This window comes from Janthinobacterium sp. LM6, assembly GCF_002002885.1.
GTDB classification, from domain to species: Bacteria; Pseudomonadota; Gammaproteobacteria; order Burkholderiales; family Burkholderiaceae_D; genus Janthinobacterium; species Janthinobacterium kumbetense.
Genome location: NZ_CP019510.1, coordinates 5151047 through 5170183 on the forward strand (window position 1 = coordinate 5151047; position 19137 = coordinate 5170183).

18 protein-coding genes are annotated in these 19137 nt (G+C 64.5%); 13 read left to right on the forward strand and 5 right to left on the reverse strand.

Annotation, left to right across the window (positions count from 1 at the left end; genetic code table 11):
- Positions 1-2 precede the first annotated feature (2 nt).
- Genes BZG29_RS22555 through BZG29_RS22595 form a run of 9 tightly spaced genes read left to right on the forward strand, consistent with a single transcriptional unit; the run spans position 3 to position 8457 of the window.
- The gene (locus BZG29_RS22555; RefSeq protein ID WP_077407727.1) at positions 3-281 is read left to right on the forward strand and encodes a hypothetical protein; all 279 of its coding nucleotides are present in this window, start codon (positions 3-5) and stop codon (positions 279-281) included.
- A 46-nt stretch (positions 282-327) separates the two neighbouring features.
- Positions 328-1875 (forward strand): Tad domain-containing protein, encoded by a 1548-nt coding sequence (locus BZG29_RS22560; RefSeq protein WP_077407729.1) that lies wholly within the window; start codon positions 328-330, stop codon positions 1873-1875.
- Positions 1876-1882: 7 nt separating this feature from the next.
- Entirely contained in the window at positions 1883-2350 is a 468-nt protein-coding gene (locus tag BZG29_RS22565) for a TadE/TadG family type IV pilus assembly protein (RefSeq protein ID WP_077407732.1), read from the forward strand.
- Positions 2351-2360: 10 nt separating this feature from the next.
- The gene (locus BZG29_RS22570; protein ID WP_077407734.1) at positions 2361-2879 is read left to right on the forward strand and encodes a TadE family protein; all 519 of its coding nucleotides are present in this window, start codon (positions 2361-2363) and stop codon (positions 2877-2879) included.
- 23 nt (positions 2880-2902) lie between these two features.
- The gene (locus tag BZG29_RS22575) at positions 2903-4054 is read left to right on the forward strand and encodes an AAA family ATPase (RefSeq protein ID WP_077407736.1); all 1152 of its coding nucleotides are present in this window, start codon (positions 2903-2905) and stop codon (positions 4052-4054) included.
- A gap of 38 nt (positions 4055-4092) precedes the next feature.
- Positions 4093-5460 carry a CpaF family protein gene (locus BZG29_RS22580; RefSeq protein ID WP_077407738.1) on the forward strand — a complete coding sequence of 456 codons (1368 nt, stop codon included), beginning with the start codon at positions 4093-4095 and terminating at the stop codon, positions 5458-5460.
- Positions 5461-5470: 10 nt separating this feature from the next.
- Positions 5471-6445 (forward strand): type II secretion system F family protein, encoded by a 975-nt coding sequence (locus tag BZG29_RS22585; RefSeq protein WP_077407740.1) that lies wholly within the window; start codon positions 5471-5473, stop codon positions 6443-6445.
- 19 nt (positions 6446-6464) lie between these two features.
- Entirely contained in the window at positions 6465-7412 is a 948-nt protein-coding gene (locus tag BZG29_RS22590) for a type II secretion system F family protein (RefSeq protein WP_077407742.1), read from the forward strand.
- Positions 7413-7425: 13 nt separating this feature from the next.
- Complete coding sequence (locus tag BZG29_RS22595; protein ID WP_077407744.1) at positions 7426-8457, forward strand: LytR C-terminal domain-containing protein; 1032 nt, start codon at positions 7426-7428, stop codon at positions 8455-8457.
- Between the two features lie 8 nt (positions 8458-8465).
- Here BZG29_RS22595 and BZG29_RS22600 read toward each other — a convergent pair whose 3' ends face one another.
- Genes BZG29_RS22600 through edd form a run of 3 tightly spaced genes read right to left on the reverse strand, consistent with a single transcriptional unit; the run spans position 8466 to position 11591 of the window.
- Positions 8466-8987, reverse strand: coding sequence for a hypothetical protein (locus tag BZG29_RS22600; protein ID WP_077407746.1), 522 nt, complete (start codon positions 8985-8987; stop codon positions 8466-8468).
- 57 nt (positions 8988-9044) lie between these two features.
- Positions 9045-9674 carry a bifunctional 4-hydroxy-2-oxoglutarate aldolase/2-dehydro-3-deoxy-phosphogluconate aldolase gene (gene eda, locus BZG29_RS22605; protein WP_070260457.1) on the reverse strand — a complete coding sequence of 210 codons (630 nt, stop codon included), beginning with the start codon at positions 9672-9674 and terminating at the stop codon, positions 9045-9047.
- Positions 9675-9677: 3 nt separating this feature from the next.
- On the reverse strand, positions 9678-11591 hold the full coding sequence (gene edd / locus BZG29_RS22610; RefSeq protein ID WP_077407748.1) for a phosphogluconate dehydratase: 1914 nt from the start codon (positions 11589-11591) through the stop codon (positions 9678-9680).
- Between the two features lie 335 nt (positions 11592-11926).
- Here edd and pgi point away from each other — a divergent pair, with 335 nt between their 5' ends.
- Both pgi and BZG29_RS22620 read left to right on the forward strand, forming a co-directional pair.
- Positions 11927-13591: a glucose-6-phosphate isomerase gene (gene pgi / locus BZG29_RS22615; protein WP_077407750.1), complete on the forward strand. Its 1665-nt coding sequence runs from the start codon at positions 11927-11929 to the stop codon at positions 13589-13591.
- Positions 13592-13605: 14 nt separating this feature from the next.
- Positions 13606-14502, forward strand: a complete 897-nt coding sequence (locus BZG29_RS22620; RefSeq protein ID WP_077407752.1) for an SMP-30/gluconolactonase/LRE family protein — start codon at positions 13606-13608, stop codon at positions 14500-14502.
- Between the two features lie 70 nt (positions 14503-14572).
- Here the strand turns inward: BZG29_RS22620 and BZG29_RS22625 are convergent, their stop codons facing one another.
- Positions 14573-15526 carry a chemotaxis protein gene (locus BZG29_RS22625; RefSeq protein ID WP_070281275.1) on the reverse strand — a complete coding sequence of 318 codons (954 nt, stop codon included), beginning with the start codon at positions 15524-15526 and terminating at the stop codon, positions 14573-14575.
- A gap of 561 nt (positions 15527-16087) precedes the next feature.
- Between BZG29_RS22625 and zwf the strand changes: the two genes are divergently transcribed.
- Complete coding sequence (gene zwf / locus BZG29_RS22630; protein ID WP_034750861.1) at positions 16088-17560, forward strand: glucose-6-phosphate dehydrogenase; 1473 nt, start codon at positions 16088-16090, stop codon at positions 17558-17560.
- A gap of 111 nt (positions 17561-17671) precedes the next feature.
- Entirely contained in the window at positions 17672-18526 is an 855-nt protein-coding gene (locus BZG29_RS22635) for an SIS domain-containing protein (protein ID WP_034750862.1), read from the forward strand.
- Positions 18527-18718: 192 nt separating this feature from the next.
- Here the strand turns inward: BZG29_RS22635 and BZG29_RS22640 are convergent, their stop codons facing one another.
- Entirely contained in the window at positions 18719-19123 is a 405-nt protein-coding gene (locus BZG29_RS22640; protein ID WP_077407754.1) for a DUF3304 domain-containing protein, read from the reverse strand.
- Positions 19124-19137 lie beyond the last annotated feature (14 nt).

The following is a 19137-nucleotide window of genomic DNA, read 5'->3' on the forward strand; positions in this document are numbered from 1 at the left end:
CCATGAAAACCGCACATTGCCTGCCTTGCGCCGCCCTGGTATGCCTGCTGGCCGGCTGCACCGCCACCACCACGCCCGTGCTCGATTCGCACTTCGGCGAATCGGTGGCCCTGCTCAAGGCGCAGCAGATCATGTATCCGGACGCCTACCGCAATGCCAACCCCGTCAGCGGCATCGACGGCAAGGCAGGCGCCAGCGCCTACCAGCGCTACCAGAAATCGTTCGCAGCGCCGGACCCGCAACCGAATGTCTTCACCATCGGCGTGGGCGGACGCCAGTAGGCGCCAGTCCCGCGATGCACTTCCCCCAGGCCACCAGGAGACAGCCATGAACACCGCATTCCGCAGGCACGACAAGCAGCAGGGCGCGATCGCCATCGTGCTGGGACTGACCCTGGTGGTACTGTTTGCCATGGGCGGCCTGGTGCTGGACCTGGGCCACCTGTACATCGCCAAGACGGAGCTGCAGAACGGCGCCGACAGCTCGGCGCTGGCAGGCGCCTTGGAACTCGATCAAAGCGCCGGCGGCATCGACAACGCGCAGACGAAGGCCATCGCCATCGCGCAAAAGAACCGCTACGATTTTTCCACCGCGCTGACCCTGACGGCCGCCAACATCAGCTTCGGCCCCAGCCCGGACGGCCCCTGGTCGTCCGGCGCCAGCGCCCGCACCAGCCCCCAGGGCCAGACCTTCATCCGCGTCGACACGGGCAGCAAGACCTTCGCCACCTACCTGATGGGCATCGCCGGCATCGCCAGCACCAGCACCTCGGGCGTGGCGGTGGCGGGCCGCTTCGTCAACGACGTCACGCCGATCGGCGTGTGCGCCGTCGATCCGGCCAACAAGACGGCGCAATACACGTATCCGGCCGCGCCGGCCGGCACGGGCCTGACGGAACTGCTGGAATTCGGTTTCCGCCGCGGCGTCACCTACAACCTGTTCGGCCTCAATCCGCTGGGCGGCCCGTCCGATCCCTACCTGATCAACCCGGTCGATGCGCCCCCTGGCGCCTGCGACGCGTCGCATGCCAGCGCCAATTCCACCGCGCCCTTCATGTGCACGGGCAGCAGCGCCGTCGTCAGCAGCGGCTCGGGCAAGGTCTACACGAACACGGGCTTGAGCGCCGGCAAGATCGCAGCGGCCCTCAATTCGCGCTTCGACGATTACAGCGGACCATCCGTGTGCGATCCCGCCACAGCGCCGCCCGATACCAACATCAAGGAATATCCATGCAATGGCGGCTCGTCGCCCTGCGTCGCCAGCGCCGCCAACTCGCCGCCCACCGGCTGGATGGAACCGGGCGCCAGCACCCTGCCCAGCCAGCAATCGGTCAGCCTGTCCGGCAGCAAGCCGAACTACCGCCTGCCGCCGACCTTCACGACGCCCGTGACGGCGGCCCAGGCGCAGTTCGCCGGCTACGGCGTGCTGTGGTCCTACGGCCCCGCCTACCAAAGCAACGGCGCCACCCCGGCCAAGGCCGGCACAGCCTATAGCGTCGCGGACGCCAACGCCAATCCCATGTACAGCACGGCCAAGGCGAACTACTTCGACACGGCCAGCTACCCCGTCAGCCCCGGCGCAAGCTTTCCTGCCAGTACGCCGCCTTCGCCGTACAACCAGACCAGCGGTCCCACGTTCCAGGCGCCCTCGGCAGCCCATCCGGGCCGCAACAACCGGCGCATCCTCAACGTGGTACTGGTCGACTGCCGCACGGCGCCCGTGGGACCGGCCTCGTGCGGCGCCATGGATGCGGTGGGCATCGGCAAATTCTTCATGACGATGAAGGCCGATTTCAGCGGCGGCGCGCGCCTCGACGTCGAGTTCGCGGGGCTGATCGAGCCCGTGCCGAATTCCGAAATCAAACTCTACAAGTGAGGCGGCCATGCGCATCCCCCTTCCCCCCCTCAGGCAGCGCGGCGGCGCCGCCGTCGAATTCGGCATCGTGCTGGCCCTGCTGGTCACCCTGCTGGCCGGCATCTTCGGCTTCGGCCGCGCCTTCTGGTACTACGACGCGCTGACCAAGGCCACGCGCGACGCGGCGCGCAACATGTCCGTCAAGGCCAAGGCCGGCATCGCCTCGCAGGGCGTGCCGGCGGCCAGGCAGACGGTGGTCGATGCAGCCGTCAGCGCCGGCATCAGCGGCTTCACCACGGCCAATGTGACGGTCACCTGCCTGGACGCGAGCTTCAACGACAGCAGCTGCACCGATGGCACGGCGCCGGGCGGCATCCGCGTCGAAGTCGTCAACTACACGCTGTCGGTGGGCCAGTACCTGCCCTTCGTCATCGGCGCGGCCAGCAGCTATGCCACGCCGCTGTCGCCGCGCACCACCATGCGCTACATGCTGTAAGGAGAACGCCATGCGCCACCGCCTTCCGCTTGCACCCCGGGCCGGCCGCCAGCACGGCGCCGCCGCCGTCGAATTCGCCCTGGTGGCGTTGCTGTTTTTCACCCTGCTGTTCGGCATCCTCGAATTTGGCCGCATGCTGTACCTGTACAACACGGTGCAGGAAGTGAGCCGCCGCGCCGCGCGCGAAGCGGTGGTGCGCTGGATCGACCAGACCGACGCCATCAAGACGCTGGCCCTGTTCGGCGGCACGGCCCTGCCGGCCGCGCCGGAACTGACGGCCGCCAACATCACCATCCGCTACCTGAACAAGAGCGGCGCCGAAGTGACCTCGCCGCCGCTGGACCCGGGCGACAACCTGTCGGCCTGCGGCGACAACACGCGCACGGCCAGCTGCATCGACAGCGTGCGCGTGTCGATCGACAACGTCAGCTATACGCCGATGGTCAGCCTGTTCGGTTTTCTCAATATCGCCGTGCCCGCCTCGGTGGTGGTCATGCACGCCGAAAGCCTGGGCTTCCAGATCAACTGAACGCCTTTACCGGGGAGTATCAAGTGAATATCGTCATCGTCTCGAAAAATGAAGCCCAGCTCAAGCGGCTTACCCGCCTGCTGCGCGAACGCAGCGCGGCCGACCGCGTCACGCTGCTGGCGAGCATACCGGATGTCTTCGACAACGGCGTCACGCCGGACTTGCTGCTGCTGGAGCAGGAGCAGGCGGGCGAAGCGGAGCTGGAACGGCTGGAGCTGCTGGGCGGGCGCCATCCGAACCTGGCCATCATCGTGCAATGCCCGCAGCAAAGTCCGCAATTCCTGCTGCGCTCGATGCGTGCCGGCGTGCGCGAAGTGCTGCAGCCCGACGACGACGCGGCCCTGTGCGCCGCCTTGCGCCGCATCGAGGAAAAATTGCAGAAGCAGGTCACGCGCAAGGGCCAGGTACTGGCCTTCGTCTCGTGCAAGGGCGGCAGCGGCGCCACCTTCATCGCCGCCAACCTCGGCTACGCGCTGGCCGCCGGCGAGCAGCGCAAGGTGGCGCTGTTCGACCTGAACCTGCAGTTCGGCGATGCCGCCCTGTTCGTCTCGGACCACAAGCCGGCCACCACCCTGTCGCAGCTGTCGCAGCAGATCGTGCGCCTCGACGCCTCGCTGCTGAACGCCAGCATGATCCAGATCACGCCCGCCTACAGCGTGCTGGCCGCCGCCGACGATCCGGCCCACGCGGCCGACATCGAAGCGGACCATATCGACCGTCTGCTGAGCCTGGCGCGCAGCCAGTACGACTACATCCTGCTCGACGTGGGACGCGGCCTCGATGCCGTCAGCGTGCGCGCGCTGGACCGGGCCGACCTGATCTTCCCCGTGCTGCAGGCAACCTTGCCGTACGTGCGCGACGGCAAGCGCCTGCTCGACGTGTTCCGCGGTCTCGGCTACCGCGAAGACAAGATCCGCCTGATCCTGAACCGCTATGCCAGCAGCGACAGCATCCGCGTGGCCGACCTGGAAGCGGCGTATGGCAAGCACGTCTACAAATCCATCCCCAACCACTACGAGGCGGTGGCGGCCTCCGTCAGCCAGGGCGTGCCCATCCTCAAGCTGGCCCCGCACAATCCCGTCTCGCGCGCACTGCAGGAGCTGGCCGCCAGCCTGGCCGGCGAAACCCCGCCAGCCGCGCAAGGCTGGGTGGCGCGGCTGCTGGCGCGTGCCTGAGGTTCCAACCAGATACCCCCATACACCGGAGACCGACCATGACTGCCGAAAAACTCACCCTGCGGGACCGCCTGGGCTATGCCCAGGATGACGCCAGCCTGAACGACGATGCCGCGCACCAGGGCGCAGCCAGCCACAGCTACCAGCAACTCAAGCACCGCACCCACCAGGCGCTGCTCGACCGCGTCGACCTGGAAGGCATGCAGCGCCTGTCGCGCGAACAGATCCGCGAAGAGCTGAAAATCCTCGTCAGCGACGTGCTCACGGAAGACAATGTGGTGATCAACGAGCTGGAACGGCGCTCGCTGATCCGCGACATCCAGGACGAGGTGCTCGGCTTCGGCCCGCTCGAACCGCTGCTGGCCGATCCCGGCGTGTCCGATATCCTCGTCAACACCTACCGCCAGGTGTACGTCGAGCGCCATGGCCGCCTGGAGCTGAGCGACGTCTGTTTTACCGACGACGCCCATCTGATGAAAATCATCGACAAGATCGTCTCGCGCGTGGGGCGGCGCATCGATGAATCGAGCCCCATGGTCGATGCGCGCCTGCCCGACGGCTCGCGCGTGAACGCCATCATCCCGCCGCTGGCCATCGACGGCCCAGTGATGTCGATCCGCCGCTTCTCGGCCCAGCCCCTGCGCCTGGCCGACCTGATGCTCAAGCACAGCCTGACGGAGGAAATGAGCACCACCCTGCAGGCGCTGGGCAAGGCCAAGGTCAACATCCTGATCTCGGGCGGCACGGGCAGCGGCAAGACCACCATGCTCAATGCGATTTCCGGCTTCATCAGCACGGCCGAACGCATCGTCACCATCGAGGATGCGGCCGAACTGCAGATGCAGCAGCCGCACGTGGTACGGCTGGAAACGCGGCCGGCAAACATCGAGGGCAAGGGCGAAGTGACGCAGCGGGCGCTGGTGCGCAACGCGCTGCGCATGCGCCCCGACCGCATCATCCTGGGCGAGGTGCGCGGCGCCGAGGCGCTCGACATGCTGGGCGCCATGAACACGGGCCACGAAGGCTCGATGGCCACCATCCACGCCAACACCCCGCGCGACGCGCTGACGCGGCTGGAAAACATGATCAGCATGGCCTCGGCGGGCCTGCCCGTGAAAGCCATGCGCCAGCAGATCAGTTCCGCCATCAGCGTGGTGGTGCAGGTGGCGCGCCTGACGGACGGCAAGCGCAAGATCATTTCGATCCAGGAAATCACGGGCATGGAAGGCGAGATGATCACCATGCAGGAAATCTTCACCTTCCGCCAGACGGGCATCGGCGAGGACGGCACGGTGCAGGGGCATTTCCATGCCAGCGGCGTGCGGCCGCATTTCCTGGAACGTCTGCGCGCCTTCGGCATCAGCCTGCCGGAAACCCTGTTCGATCCCGCCCGCCAGTACCATTAAGGGGAGCATCATGGACTATCTCTATTACGTATTCGCCATCCTCACCTTCATCGCCGTGGTGCTGCTGATCGAGGGGCTGTACCTGGCGTGGAACACGTCGCGCGGCCCGGAAGCGGAACGGGTCGCGCGCCGCCTGCGCATCATGTCGGCCGGCGCGCATGGCGACGCGGGCAGTTCGATGATCAAGAAGCGCCTGCTGAGCGACACCCCGGCCCTGCAGCGCGTGCTGCTCAGCGTGCCCCGCGTGCATGCGCTCGACCGCCTGCTGGAACAGTCGGGCCTGAGCTGGAGCGTGGCCAGCTTCGCCGGCGTGATGCTGGCCTCGGCCGGCGCGGCGTTTTTGCTGCTCAGCTACTTCAGCGTGCCGTGGCTGCTGCGCCTGCCCCTGGTGGCCGGCGCGGCCCTGCTGCCGCTGCTGGTGGTCTTGCGCGCCAAGGCCAAGCGCCTGCAGCGCATCGAGCAGCAATTACCCGATGCGCTGGACCTGATGGCGCGCGCCCTGCGCGCCGGCCACGCCTTTCCCACCGCCCTGAAAATGGTCGGCGATGAAATGAACGCGCCGCTGGCCGTGGAATTTCGCGCCACCTTCGACGAAGTCAATTTCGGCATCGCCATGCAGGATGCCCTGATGAACCTGGCCACGCGCGTGCCCAGCACGGACTTGCGCTACTTCGTCATCGCCGTGCTGATCCAGCGCGAAACGGGCGGCAACCTGGCCGAACTGCTCGACAGCATCAGCCGCATCATCCGCGAGCGCATCAAGCTGCTGGGACAGGTGCGCGTGCTGTCGGCCGAAGGCCGGCTGTCGGCCTGGATCCTGTCGCTGCTGCCCTTCGGCGCGGCGGCCATGATCCACCTGACCAATCCGCAGTTCCTGGAAATGCTGTTCGTCGACCCGGGCGGACGCAAGATGCTCGTCGGCGCACTGCTGCTGATGGTGTGCGGCGTCCTGGTCATGCGCAATATCATCCGCATCCGTGTCTGAGCCCGCAAGGAGAATCCTCATGAACCCCGTCCATTTCGCCTTCCTCGCCCTGCTCTTCATTGCCGTCTTCGGCACCGTGCTGGTGGCCATGCGCAGCTTTGCACCCGATCCCATGCGCCAGCGCATGGACAACGCCACCGGCAAGAGCGCGGCAGCGCCTGGCGCCTCCGCGCCCAGCCCCTGGCTGGCGCGCATGGTGCGCCTGAGCGGCCCCCTGGCCAAACTGTCGCTGCCCGACCAGGGCTGGGAAGGCTCCGTGATGCGCCGGCGCTTCATGAATGCCGGCTTGCGCCAGGCGTCGGCGCCCATCCTGTTCTTTTCTGCCAAGACCATGCTGGCCATCGGCCTGCCCCTGCTGCTGTTCCTGGGACTGAGCGCCTCGGGCAGCCAGATGGCGGGCAAGGCACTGCTGTTCTGGCTGCTGATCGTCGCCGCCGTCGGCTACTACCTGCCTAATATTGTCCTGGCGCAAATGATCAAGCGGCGCCAGCGCGATATTTTCGAAAGCTTTCCCGATGCGCTGGACTTGATGACGGTGTGCGTGGAAGCGGGCCTGGCCATGGATGCGGCACTGGCCAGGGTGGCCGCGGAAATCGCCCTGAAAAGCGCCGTGCTGGCCGAGGAACTCCACCTGGTGATGCTGGAACTGCGCGCCGGCAACACCAGGGAGCGGGCGCTGCGCAACCTGGCCCTGCGCACGGGCGTCGAGGATGTCGACGCGCTGGTGGCCATGCTGATCCAGGCCGAACGCTTCGGCACCAGCATCGCCGCCTCGCTGCGCGTGCAGTCGGACCAGCTGCGCACCAAGCGCCGCCAGATGGCCGAGGAAGAAGCGGCGAAGATCGCCCTCAAGTTGCTGTTTCCGCTGATCTTTTTCATCTTCCCGTCGCTGCTGGTCGTCCTGATGGGACCAGCCTTCCTGCAAATCTACCGCGTGCTCCTGCCCAGCATGGGCAGCGGCAACTGACCGGAGAACCGCCATGTCACAGCACACTCCTCTGATGCTCTTGCTCGCCTGCGCCGGCCTGCTGCCCGCCTGCGGCCACCTGCCGGGTCCGGCCAGCCAGGGCGGTCAAGGCACCCATGTTGCGCCGCCCCAGGCGCGCATCGATGACAGCCCCGCCACCCGCAGCACCGCGTTCTGCAAGCTGGGCAAGCGCCTGCAGGAGCTGGGCGACTCGCGCGCGGCGCTGGCCGCGTACCGCGAAGCCCTGCTGCTTGAACCCGGCTCGGCCGATGCGCGCAATGGCGCCGCCGTGCTGCACGCGCAGCTGGGCCAGCTGGAAACGGCCCGCGCCATGCTGCAGGCGCTGGCACAGGAAGCGCCCACGGCCAGGACCTACAACAACCTCGGCTACGTGCTGTATCTGCAGGGCGATTACGCGCAGGCGGCAAGCGTGCTGCGCCAGTCGCTGCAGCTCGACAACGGCCAGCAGCCGGCGCGCGCCAACCTGGAGCTGGCCATCGCGGCGCTGGCGCGCAGTGTCAGCACGGTCGATGCCGTCGATGTCACCGCGGACGTCATCGCGCCCGACCTGGCGCCGGCGCCCGCACCAGCGGCGCCGGCCAGCCGCCTGCAACTGACGCAATTGCAGCCGAATATCTTCGCGCTGAGCTGGCGCGACGCTCCCGTGGCGACGCGCGCCGCCGTGCCCGTTCCCGTGAAGCCGGCAGCGCCGCTGGCGCCGCTGCCACGGCTGGAAGTCATCAACGGCAATGGCGAAACGGGGATGGCGGCGCGCATGCGCGGCATGCTGGGCGGCATGGGCATCAGCGTGCTGCGGCTGGGCAACCAGCGGCCATACGGCGTCCAGGCCAGCAGCATCGTCTACCGGCCCGGCCATGCGCAGGCGGCTGCCGCCCTGGCCCTCGCCTTGGGCGGCATGCCGCAGCTGCAAGCGGCGGGCGACAGCGGCATCGGCACGGGCGCCGACCTGCGTTTATTGCTGGGAAAGGATGCGGCGGCCAGCCTGCGCGCGCCGGACGCGCGCCTGGCATCGAACGCGCAGTAACGGCGGCGTCAGCGCGGCAGCAGGCGGCGGTCGGCGGGATTGAGCAGGAAGCCCTGCAGGATCTCCTGCAGTTGCGGCAGCTTCGCCACGTAGGCGGGGATGCCCAGCTGGCGCGCGCCGAAGTAGTGGGCGATGAGGTCGCCCTGCTGTTCCATGTTGAAGTCGGACAGAACGCCGCCCGCCTGCGCGTCGTAGCGGTAGGCGCGCTGCCGGATGTAGCCGCCGCACAGGGCCAGCAGCACGCCATGCAGCAGCACGCTGTAGCCAAGCTGATACTGCCACACGTGCACCATCTCGTGGATGAAGAACAGCTTGCCGCCGTTGCCTTCGCGGGAAAAATCGTCGCGGTACTGGGCCGGCATGAAGTGCAGGCTGCCGCGCGGCGTCATCGCCGTGTTCTGGTCCTGCAAGCCGAACGGTAAAAAGGAGCCGCGCACGACGCGCACGCGCGCGTAGTCGATGGCGCCCTGGAAGACGCTGCGGGCCATGGCGGTTTCGCCGATGGTGAGGGGGCGGCGCAAGACGCGCATGGCACTCCGTCAGAAGAAAAAAGCGGCAAGCACGCAAGCTTACCGCTCCGGTGCCGCTTACGCGGATCGTAAACCGCTGGCTGCCTTGGCGATTTCCGTGATGCGGTCCCAGTTGCCGGCCGCGATCGCGTCTTTCGGCGTCAGCCACGAACCGCCCACGCAGGCGACGTTCTTGCACGCCAGGAACTGCGACGCCGTCTCTTGCGAGATGCCGCCCGTCGGGCAGAACGTGATGTCCGGCAGCGGGCCGTAAATGGCGTTGAGCATGCCGATGCCGCCCGCCGGCACGGCCGGGAACAGTTTCAGCTGCTGGAAGCCGTTTTCGCGCGCCGCCATCACTTCGCCCGGCGTCATCACGCCTGGCAGCAAGGGCAAGCCGCTGCTTTTCGCCGCCGCCACCAGCGCCGACGTCAGGCCTGGCGAGACGCCGAAGACGGCGCCCGCGTCGCGCGCCTGCGCGAATTCCTCGGGACGGGTCAGGGTGCCCACGCCGACGATGGCGCCCGGCACGGCCGACATGGCGCGGATCGCTTCGAGGCCGTGCTTGGTGCGCAGGGTTACTTCCAGCACGCGGATGCCGCCCGCCACCAGCGCGCGCGCCAGCGGTACGGCGTGTTCAGGATCGTCGATCGCAATCACGGGGATCACGCTCGAGGTGCGCATAATTTCCAGTAGTGTCATGGTCATCTCTTATTTCCTAGCCAAAAAGTCTTCATCGGAACCCGGTACGGTATCGCCGACATTGTCGGCGTCGTGCAAGGCGACGGTGGTGGGGATCGGCGACGGCAGGCCGAAGGTGGTGGCACCCTCTTCCGCCGCGCTGACGGTGGAACGGAACATGGAAAACAGCTCGCGGCCCATGCCGACGTGGTTCGGCGACAGGTCGGCCGTGACCAGCGCACGCGCGTGCCAGACGTCGGCCGGCACCAGCGCCTCCAATACGCCCGTGAAGGCGTCGAGGCGGATGATGTCGCCGTCGCGCACGAGGCCCAGGGGGCCGCCGGCGAGGATTTCAGGCGAGACGTGGATGGCGGCCGGCACCTTGCCCGACGCGCCCGACATGCGCCCATCGGTGACCAGCGCCACGTGGCGGCCCGCATCCTGCAGGTTGGCCAGCGCCGGCGTCAGCGCATGCAGTTCCGGCATGCCGTTGGCACGCGGGCCCTGGAAGCGCAGCACGGCGACGAAGTCGCGGTCCAGCTTGCCGCCTTTGTAGGCAGCCATGAAATCTTCCTGCGAATTGAACACCAGCGCCGGCGCTTCCACCGTGCGGTGCTGCGGCTTGACGGCCGAGACCTTCATCACGGCGCGGCCCAGGTTGCCTGCGACCAGGACCATGCCGCCGTCCGGTGCGAACGGGTTCGAGGCGGGGCGCAGCACGCTTTCGTCGGCGCTGGCGGCCGGTGCATCTTTCCAGAAGACCTTGCCGTCTTCGCCGAGGAACGGTTCCATGCAGTGCGCGCGCAAGCCGTGGCCCAGGATGGTGTTGACGTCTTCGTGCAGCAAGCCCGCATCCAGCAGTTCGCGGATCAGGTAACCGGTGCCGCCGGCCGCGTGGAAATGGTTCACGTCGGCGTCGCCGTTCGGGTAGATGCGCGTGAGCATCGGCACGATGGCCGACAGTTCATTGAAATCGTTCCAGTCGATGACGATGCCGGCCGCCTTGGCGATGGCCACCAGGTGCAAGGTATGGTTGGTCGAACCGCCCGTGGCCAGCAAGCCCACGACGGCGTTGACGATACATTTCTCGTCGACAATATGGCCGACTGGCAAGTAATTGGCGCTTTGCGCCGTGATGCCGGCGGCGCGCTGGGCGGCGGCGGCCGTCAGCGCATCGCGCAGCGGCGTGTTCGGCGTGATGAAGGCGGCGCCCGGCAAATGCAGGCCCATCACTTCCATCAGCATCTGGTTGCTGTTCGCCGTACCGTAGAAGGTACAGGTGCCGGCGCCGTGGTAGGCTTTCGACTCGCCTTCGAGCAAGTCTTCGCGCGTGGCCTTGCCTTGCGCATACAGTTGGCGCACCTTGGCTTTTTCCTGGTTCGACAGGCCCGATGTCATCGGACCTGCCGGCACGAAGACGGCCGGCAAGTGGCCGAAGTGCAGCGCGCCGATCAACAGGCCCGGCACGATCTTGTCGCACACGCCCAGGTACAGGGCGGAGTCGAACATATTGTGCGACAGCGCCACGGCCGTCGACATGGCGATGGTGTCGCGCGAAAACAGCGACAGTTCCATGCCCGGCTGGCCTTGCGTCACGCCATCGCACATGGCGGGCACGCCGCCGGCGAACTGGGCGACGGCGCCCACTTCGCGCACAGCTTGCTTGATAATCTGCGGGAAGCCTTCAAACGGCTGGTGCGCCGACAGCATGTCGTTGTACGAGGACACGATGGCCACGGACGGCTTCTTGTATTCCTTCAGCGACAGCTTGTCGTTGGCGGGAAAGGCGGCAAAGCCGTGCGCCAGGTTGGTGCACGACAGGGCGCCGCGCTGTACGCCCTGGATGCGGGCCGCATCCAGATGCGCCAGATAGGCGCCGCGCGATGGCCGGCTGCGCGCGATGATGCGCGCTGTTACGGATTCGACTACTGGATGCAGCGCCATATGGATTTCCTTAAAAATGAGTATTTCGTGAAATTTTACTACAAAATGGCGAAGAAGACGCACTCTTGCGTGGCCCAACAACACAAATAAGCCACGAATTGCGGCATATCAAAGCAAACCCGGGCAATATCGCGTAGCAGCACCGGCCAACCCATCTCTTGTATACCAATGGCGCAATCGCTAAAAAAGCACAACAAAATCAGCTTCGCATCACAAACTGTAGTGAAATTACGTTTTTCTGATGTATTATTCTCACACCAACGCCGGATCCGCAGTTCGCCACCCCGAACGCACCGCGCTCCTTTTAACCGAGACAAGCACCCAAGCCGACCGCCATGCGCCAGCCAGCACCTACTCCTGCCATCACCACCACCGCCAGTTTCCAGTCCCTGCAAGCGCATGGCGCCAGCCTGCGCGACGTGCATCTGCGCCAGCTGTTCGCGGCCGATCCCGCGCGCTTTGCCAGCATGACGGTCGATGCGGCCGGGCTGCTGCTCGATTACTCGAAGAACCGGGTCGACGCCACCGCCATGCGCCTGCTGATGGACCTGGCCCGCGAACGCGGCGTGGAAGCGCAGCGCGAAGCCATGTTCACTGGCGAGAAAATCAATCTTACCGAACATCGGGCCGTTCTGCATACCGCCTTGCGCGCGCCACGCGGCACGAAGCTGGTGGTCGATGGCCAGGATATCGATGCCGACGTGCAAGATGTGCTGCAACGCGTCAAGGCGTTTACGGACAAGGTGCGCAATGGCAGCTGGCTCGGCTATACGGGCAAGCCGATTTGCGACATCGTCAACATCGGCATCGGCGGCTCGGACCTGGGCCCGAAAATGGCGTGCCTGGCGCTGCGCTCCTACGCCAACCCGGGCCTGGAAATGCACTTTGTTTCCAACGTCGACGGCCACGACATGGAAGCGACCCTGTCGAAAGTCGATCCGGAAACCACCCTGTTCATCGTCGCCTCGAAAACTTTTGTTACGGCTGAAACCATGCTCAACGCCAACACGGCGCGTGCCTGGTTCCTGCTCGAAGGCGAAGAAACCGACTTGGCCAAGCATTTTGTGGCCGTCTCGACCAACACGCAAGCCATCGTCGACTTCGGCATTTCCCCGGACAACATGTTCCCGTTCTGGGACTGGGTCGGCGGCCGCTATTCCGTCTGGTCCTCGATCGGCCTGGCCGTGGCGCTGTCCATCGGCTTTGAATACTTCAGCGATTTCCTCGCCGGCGCGCATGCGATGGACCAGCACTTCCGCCAGGCCCCGCTGGAACAGAACATGCCCGTGGTGCTGGCCATGGTCGGCTTCTGGAACCGCCAGTTCCTCGATTGCGGCTCCGTTTCCATCGCGCCGTACCACCAGGACTTGAGCCGCTTTGCCGCCTATCTGCAACAGCTGGACATGGAAAGCAATGGCAAGCGCGTCACCAAGGATGGCGTGCCCGTCGACGTGCCGACCGGTCCCGTCATCTGGGGCGATTGCGGCACGAATGCGCAGCATGCGTATTTCCAGCTGCTGCACCAGGGCACGGACGTCACGCCCATCGACTTCATCGCCGCCCTGCGCGCCACGCACGATTTGCCGGGCCACCACGACGCCCTGCTGGCGAACTGCTTCGCCCAGTCGGAAGCCTTCATGACGGGCAAGACGGGCGAGGAAGTGCGGCTTGACTTGCAGGCGCAAGGCTTGCCGGACAGCGAAATCGAAGCGCTGGTGCCGCACAAGACTTTCCCCGGCAACCGTCCCAGCAACACCATTTTGATGGACCAGCTGACCCCGACCACGCTGGGCGCCCTGATCGCGCTGTACGAACACAAGACCTTCGTGCAGGGCGTCTTGTGGAACGTCAACAGTTTTGATCAGTGGGGCGTGGAACTGGGCAAGGTGCTGGCCAAGAAAATCCAGGCCGAACTGACAGGCGAAGCCCGTCCCGACCATCACGACAGCTCGACCAATGGCTTGATTGCCCTGGCGAAAGCCGCCAAGGCGGCGTATTAACTTAATTGAGGTTTATGAATATTTACGAAATCAAAGTAGTCAGCGACAAGCCCATGCAAGTGGGCGAATGCCCGCTATGGCATGGCAAGGAAGCGGCCCTGTACTGGGTCGACATCGATGGCCGCGCCGTGCACCGCTTGCACCCCGCCAGCGGCAAGCATGAACAGTGGAGCATGCCGACGGAACCGTCGGCGCTGGCCATCAACGCGGGCGGCGGCCTGATCGTGGCCTTGCGCAGCGGCTTTGCCCACCTCGACACGAAGACGGGCAGCCTGGCGGAAATCGCCCCGGCGCCGTTCGACATGGCCACCACGCGCTTCAACGATGGCAAGGTCGACCCGGCCGGCCGCTTCTGGGTCGGCACGATTTTCGAGCCGCGCAGCACCGATGCGGCAGAAATGTTCGTGTTGGAAAAAGGACAAGTGCGCAAGGTCTGGTCGGGCGGCATGACGGTATCGAACGGCCTGGGCTTTTCCCCGGACAAGCGCACCATGTACCACTCGGATACCACCACGCACCGCATCGACCGCTTCGATTTCGACGCGACGACAGGCGCCATTTCCGCGCCGCAGCCATTCCAGCGCTTTTCCACGGACAAGAAAGCCTTTGATTACGGCGGGCGCCCCGATGGCGCAGCCGTCGACAGCGAAGGTAATTACTGGTCGGCCATGTTTGAAGGCGGCAAGATCTTGCGCTTCGCCCCCGATGGCCATCTGCTGGGCGAAATTAGCGTGCCCGTGCGCTGCCCCACCATGGTGACGTTCGGCGGCCCCGACCTGCGCACCCTGTACATCACCAGCGCCAGCCATAACCGCTCGACCGAGGAAATTGCCAACTACCCTTTGAGCGGCCACGTGCTGTCCGTGCGCGTGGACGTGGCGGGCCAGCCGGAAACGCCTTACCAGGCGTAATCGTTTGCCCGCATAAAAAAAGCGCCGGACCCTCGCGGGTGCCGGCGCTTTTTCACATGCGGCGCGCAGACTAGCGCGCCAGCACCTTGCGTATCGTTTCGGCCAGTTCGGCCGCCACAAACTTGGCCACATAACCATCGGCGCCCACGCCCTTGACGTGGTCTTCGTTGGTCGAGCCCGTCAGCGACGAGTGGATCACCACGGGGATGTTGGCGAAGCGGCCATCGTTCTTGATGTTGCGCGTCAAGGTAAAGCCATCCATTTCCGGCATTTCCAGGTCAGTCAGCACCAGCGCGACCTTGTCTTTCGCCGTCTTGCCTTCCGTGGCCGCCTGGGCCGAGATCGCCTGCAGGCGCTCCCACGCTTCCTTGCCCGTCTTGGTCATGATGAAAGGCACGCCCATCGCTTCAAGGCCCTTCTCGATCAGCGAGCGGGCCAGCGAGGAATCGTCGGCCGCGAGGATCACGGCGCCGGCCGGCAAGCGCACTTGCGGGCCGATGCTGTTCTCGTCCACGTCCGGGTCGCCCGACGGCAGCACGTTGCGCAGGATTTGTTCCACGTCCAGCACTTGCGCCAGGCGCGTCTTGTCCGTGTCGCCATCGAGGCGCGCGATGCTGGTGACGAGGCCGCCGCCGACGCTCGATTCGGCCGACAACACCTGATTCCATTCCAGGCGCACGATTTCATCGACCTCTTCCACTGCAAACGCCTGTGTCGAGCGGGCAAATTCGGTCACCATCAGGATCTTCAAGCCATTGCTCTTGCAACCGACCGCCATCGGCAAGTCGATCACGGGCACGATCTGGCCACGGATGTTGACCACGCCCAACATGTGCGGGTGCGAACCGGCCACGGCCGTGATGGCCGGCATTTCCATGATTTCACGGACTTTGAACACATTGATGCCGAACAGTTCGCGGCTGGTCGAGTGATCACTGGTGCCCAGCTTGAACAGGAACAGTTCGAATTTGTTATTGCCTGTCAGGCTGGTGCGTTCATCGACATCTTGCTGCATTGAATTCATTGTGTCCCCTTGAGCCGTCTTGTAAAGTTAAGTCGCCTGCCCTGATGCTGCGGACAGTGCGGACTGCACGTCGCATGGACGTCGGATGGCGGGTTCGGGGCATGGCCGGCGCTAGCGGTGCAGTGTATATCGTACAATTTCTTACAACCAATAGTTGCTATCGATTTCAGCTTGAATTATACGGTTTTTTACTTTCTTTAAAGCTACTTTACGCTGCCAACGGCGATCCTGACAGCATTTCTTGATTTGCTTGTTGCTACAGCGCAAATGATGATCGAGAGAATCGAAAATTTCCCTGGCAACCATGGTTGCTTTGAAAAGCCAATGAAAAACAGGACGCTGCGCCGGCGCCGGCGAACGGCATATAATGGCCATGCCGGCATCGCAGGCATGCATACCGGGCAAAATGGCGACGGCAGCGGATGGAATGTAGTAAAATTTCTTGCAATTGCCCGTTCTACGTAGTAAATTTACACCATCGATTATAGTAGCGACAGACTGGCACTTCCGGTCGGCTTCCTCCCCGCTCCGGCCCTTTTACTTTTGCGACGACACTCACTTATGGCACTTACCGATTTTGACCTGGTCCTGTTTGGCGGCAGCGGCGATTTAGCAATGCGCAAGTTGTTGCCTGCAATGTACGCGCGCGACGTCGCGAACGATTTGCCGCCGACGGCGCGCATCATCTGTGTGGGCCGCCAGGACAGCGGCCAGGATGCCTTCCTGAAAATGGTAGAGACCAACTCGCGTCCCCACATCAAGGCCAGCACCCTGAATGCCGCCACCTGGAGCAAATTCTGCGCGCGCATCGTGTATGTGTCGCTCAACGCCAGCGATGCGGCCACCTACGCGCCGCTGGTCGAAGCGCTGCGCGGCGATGCCGACCTGACGCGCGTGTACTATCTGGCAACGCCGCCGCATTTGTTCGCCCTCATCTGCGACAACCTGGAAGACAACGGCCTGGTGACGCCGAATTCGCGCGTAGTCCTGGAAAAACCGCTGGGCCGCGACCTGGCCAGCGCCAAGCAGATCAACGCCGAAGTGGGCAAGGTTTTCCAGGAATCGCAGATCTACCGCATCGACCATTACCTGGGCAAGGAAACCGTGCAGAACTTGCTGGCCCTGCGCTTCGGCAATATCCTGTTCGAGCCCCTGTGGCGCCGCGAATGGATTTCCGACGTGCAGATCACCATCGCCGAGAAACTGGGCGTGGGCAACCGCATGGGTTACTACGACACCTCGGGCGCGCTGCGCGACATGCTGCAAAACCACTTGCTGCAACTGCTGTGTATCGTCGCCATGGAACCGCCGACCTCGATCGCGCCGGACGCCGTGCGCGATGAAAAACTGCAAGTATTGCGCTCGCTGAAGAAATTCACGCCTACCACCCTGGCACAGAACATCGTGCGCGGCCAGTACCGCGCCGGCCACGTCGACGGCGCCACAGTGCCGAGCTACCGCGACGAGCCGGATGCGCCGGAACACTCGCGCACCGAAACCTTCGTGGCGCTGAAGGCGGAAATCGACACCTGGCGCTGGGCCGGCGTGCCGTTCTATCTGCGCACAGGTAAGCGCATGGCCGACAGCCTGGCCGAGATCGTCGTGCGCTTCAAGCAAATTCCGCACTCGATCTTCAACCAGCCGACGTCCAGCTTCCAGCCGAACTGCCTGGTGATCCGTCTGCAACCGGACGAAGGCTTGCGCATGAACCTGATGGCGAAAACCCCGGGCGACGGCATGCGCTTGAAACCGGCGGAACTGGAACTCGATTTCCGCGAATCGTTCAAGACCCCGCGCATGGACGCCTACGAGCGATTGCTGCTCGACGTCCTGCGCGGCCAGCTGACCCTGTTCATGCGCGGCGACGAACTGGAAGCGGCCTGGGAATGGGTCGAACCGATTCTCGACAACTGGGAACAGAACGACAGCGCGCCGATTCCCTACACGGCCGGCACCTGGGGCCCCGCAGCCGCCAGCGCCCTGATCGGCCGCGATGGCTTGCAGTGGCGTGAAGAAGCGCTTCCTGAAGACTAGTTTGGAAGCGCAAGGAGTCTGGCCTTGCAAGGCCAGACCGTTACGCAGGCATGGAGCGCTGCTCCACGAATTCCCTGCTTCACCTTTGCCCGAAGATAGAAGACTAATTTAATGCTGCTTGATTCCATCCGCACCCAGCTCGATTCGCTCTCCAAGTCGGAGAAGAAGGTCGCGCTGGCCGTGCTTGACCAGCCGAACCAGACAGTCAGCCAGAACATCACGGCGCTGGCGAAAAGCGCGCAGGTGTCGGAACCGACCGTGGTGCGCTTTTGCCGCACCCTGGGCTACGACGGCTGGCACGAATTCAAGCTGAAGCTGGCCCAGGGCCTGGCCCTTGCCATGCCGGGCGCGAACGAGCAGCCGGCGCAGGACGACCTGGCGGCCGACCTGGTGAATAAAATCTGCAGCCGCTCGATCAACACCCTGCTCGACCTGCGCAACAACCTGAACCCGGAAGCGATCCAGCGCGCGCTCGACATCCTGTCGCGCGCCAGCAAGATCGAATTCTATGGCCAGGGCACGTCGGGCATCGTGGCGGCCGACGCGCAGCACAAGTTCTTCCGCTCGGGCGTGCCGACGGTGGCCTACAGCGACCCGAATATCCACAGCATCGCCGCCGCCCTGCTGCGCGGCGGCGACTGCCTGGTGGCCATCTCGCAGCGCGGCAACAGCCCCGCCCTGGTCCGCTCCGTGAAACTGGCGCGCCGCGGCGGCGCCGATGTCGTCGTGCTGGCCCCATCGGGCACGCCGCTGGCCGACCTGGCGACCGTGCTGATCCCGATCGACCTGGTCTTCAACACCGACCCCTACACCCCGATTTCCGCCCGCCTGGCCTACCTGGTGGTGATCGACGTGCTGGCCGTGGGCCTGGCCCTGCAACGGGGACCGGAGTTCCGCAAGAAGATGCAGAACGCGCAGAAGGCGCTGCAGGAATTCGACATGCAGTTCGACTCCTTCATCGGCTGATCCCCCATCGGCGCCAGCCTCGCTGGTGCCGCTCTTTATCCGAACGTCTCCATCGGACCAGGATGTCTTTTCCTTGATCTCACATGAGGAACCGATACACGCGCAGCCTTTGCATCGAAAGATCAGCCCACCATCCGTGTCTAAGAATTGGGATCCTTTGGTTTCCCATAGTGGCGTATCGGATGAGCAGTGCTATATCCGGGATAAATTGAAACCACAACCCGAACTTCGTCGTTTGGAAAAAAAATGGATATAAATACTTCCTGTTTCATCGTATTTTTCCACTTCCACCATTTTCTCTTTGCTAATATGCGTATGTTCTTCTGGCATATCCCACCGCACCAGTACCATCATGCCCGGATACCACACTCGCGGGATTGATGCACAACAAATTTCTGCTCCCCCCGCTCCCCATCTGGCCATATCCGCGCCTCCCGCCCCATCCACCGAAGCGGAGTAAATAAAATTCCCAGTATGGTTCACGATACCCACCTGCGCCGTCGCGGTAGACCTTGGACCGGCTTCCTCAACCTGCCTGGCCTTGAACGCACAGCCGCTCAGCAGCAAAGCAGTGCCAAGATAAATAATCCATTTCATAATTTTCCTTTCGG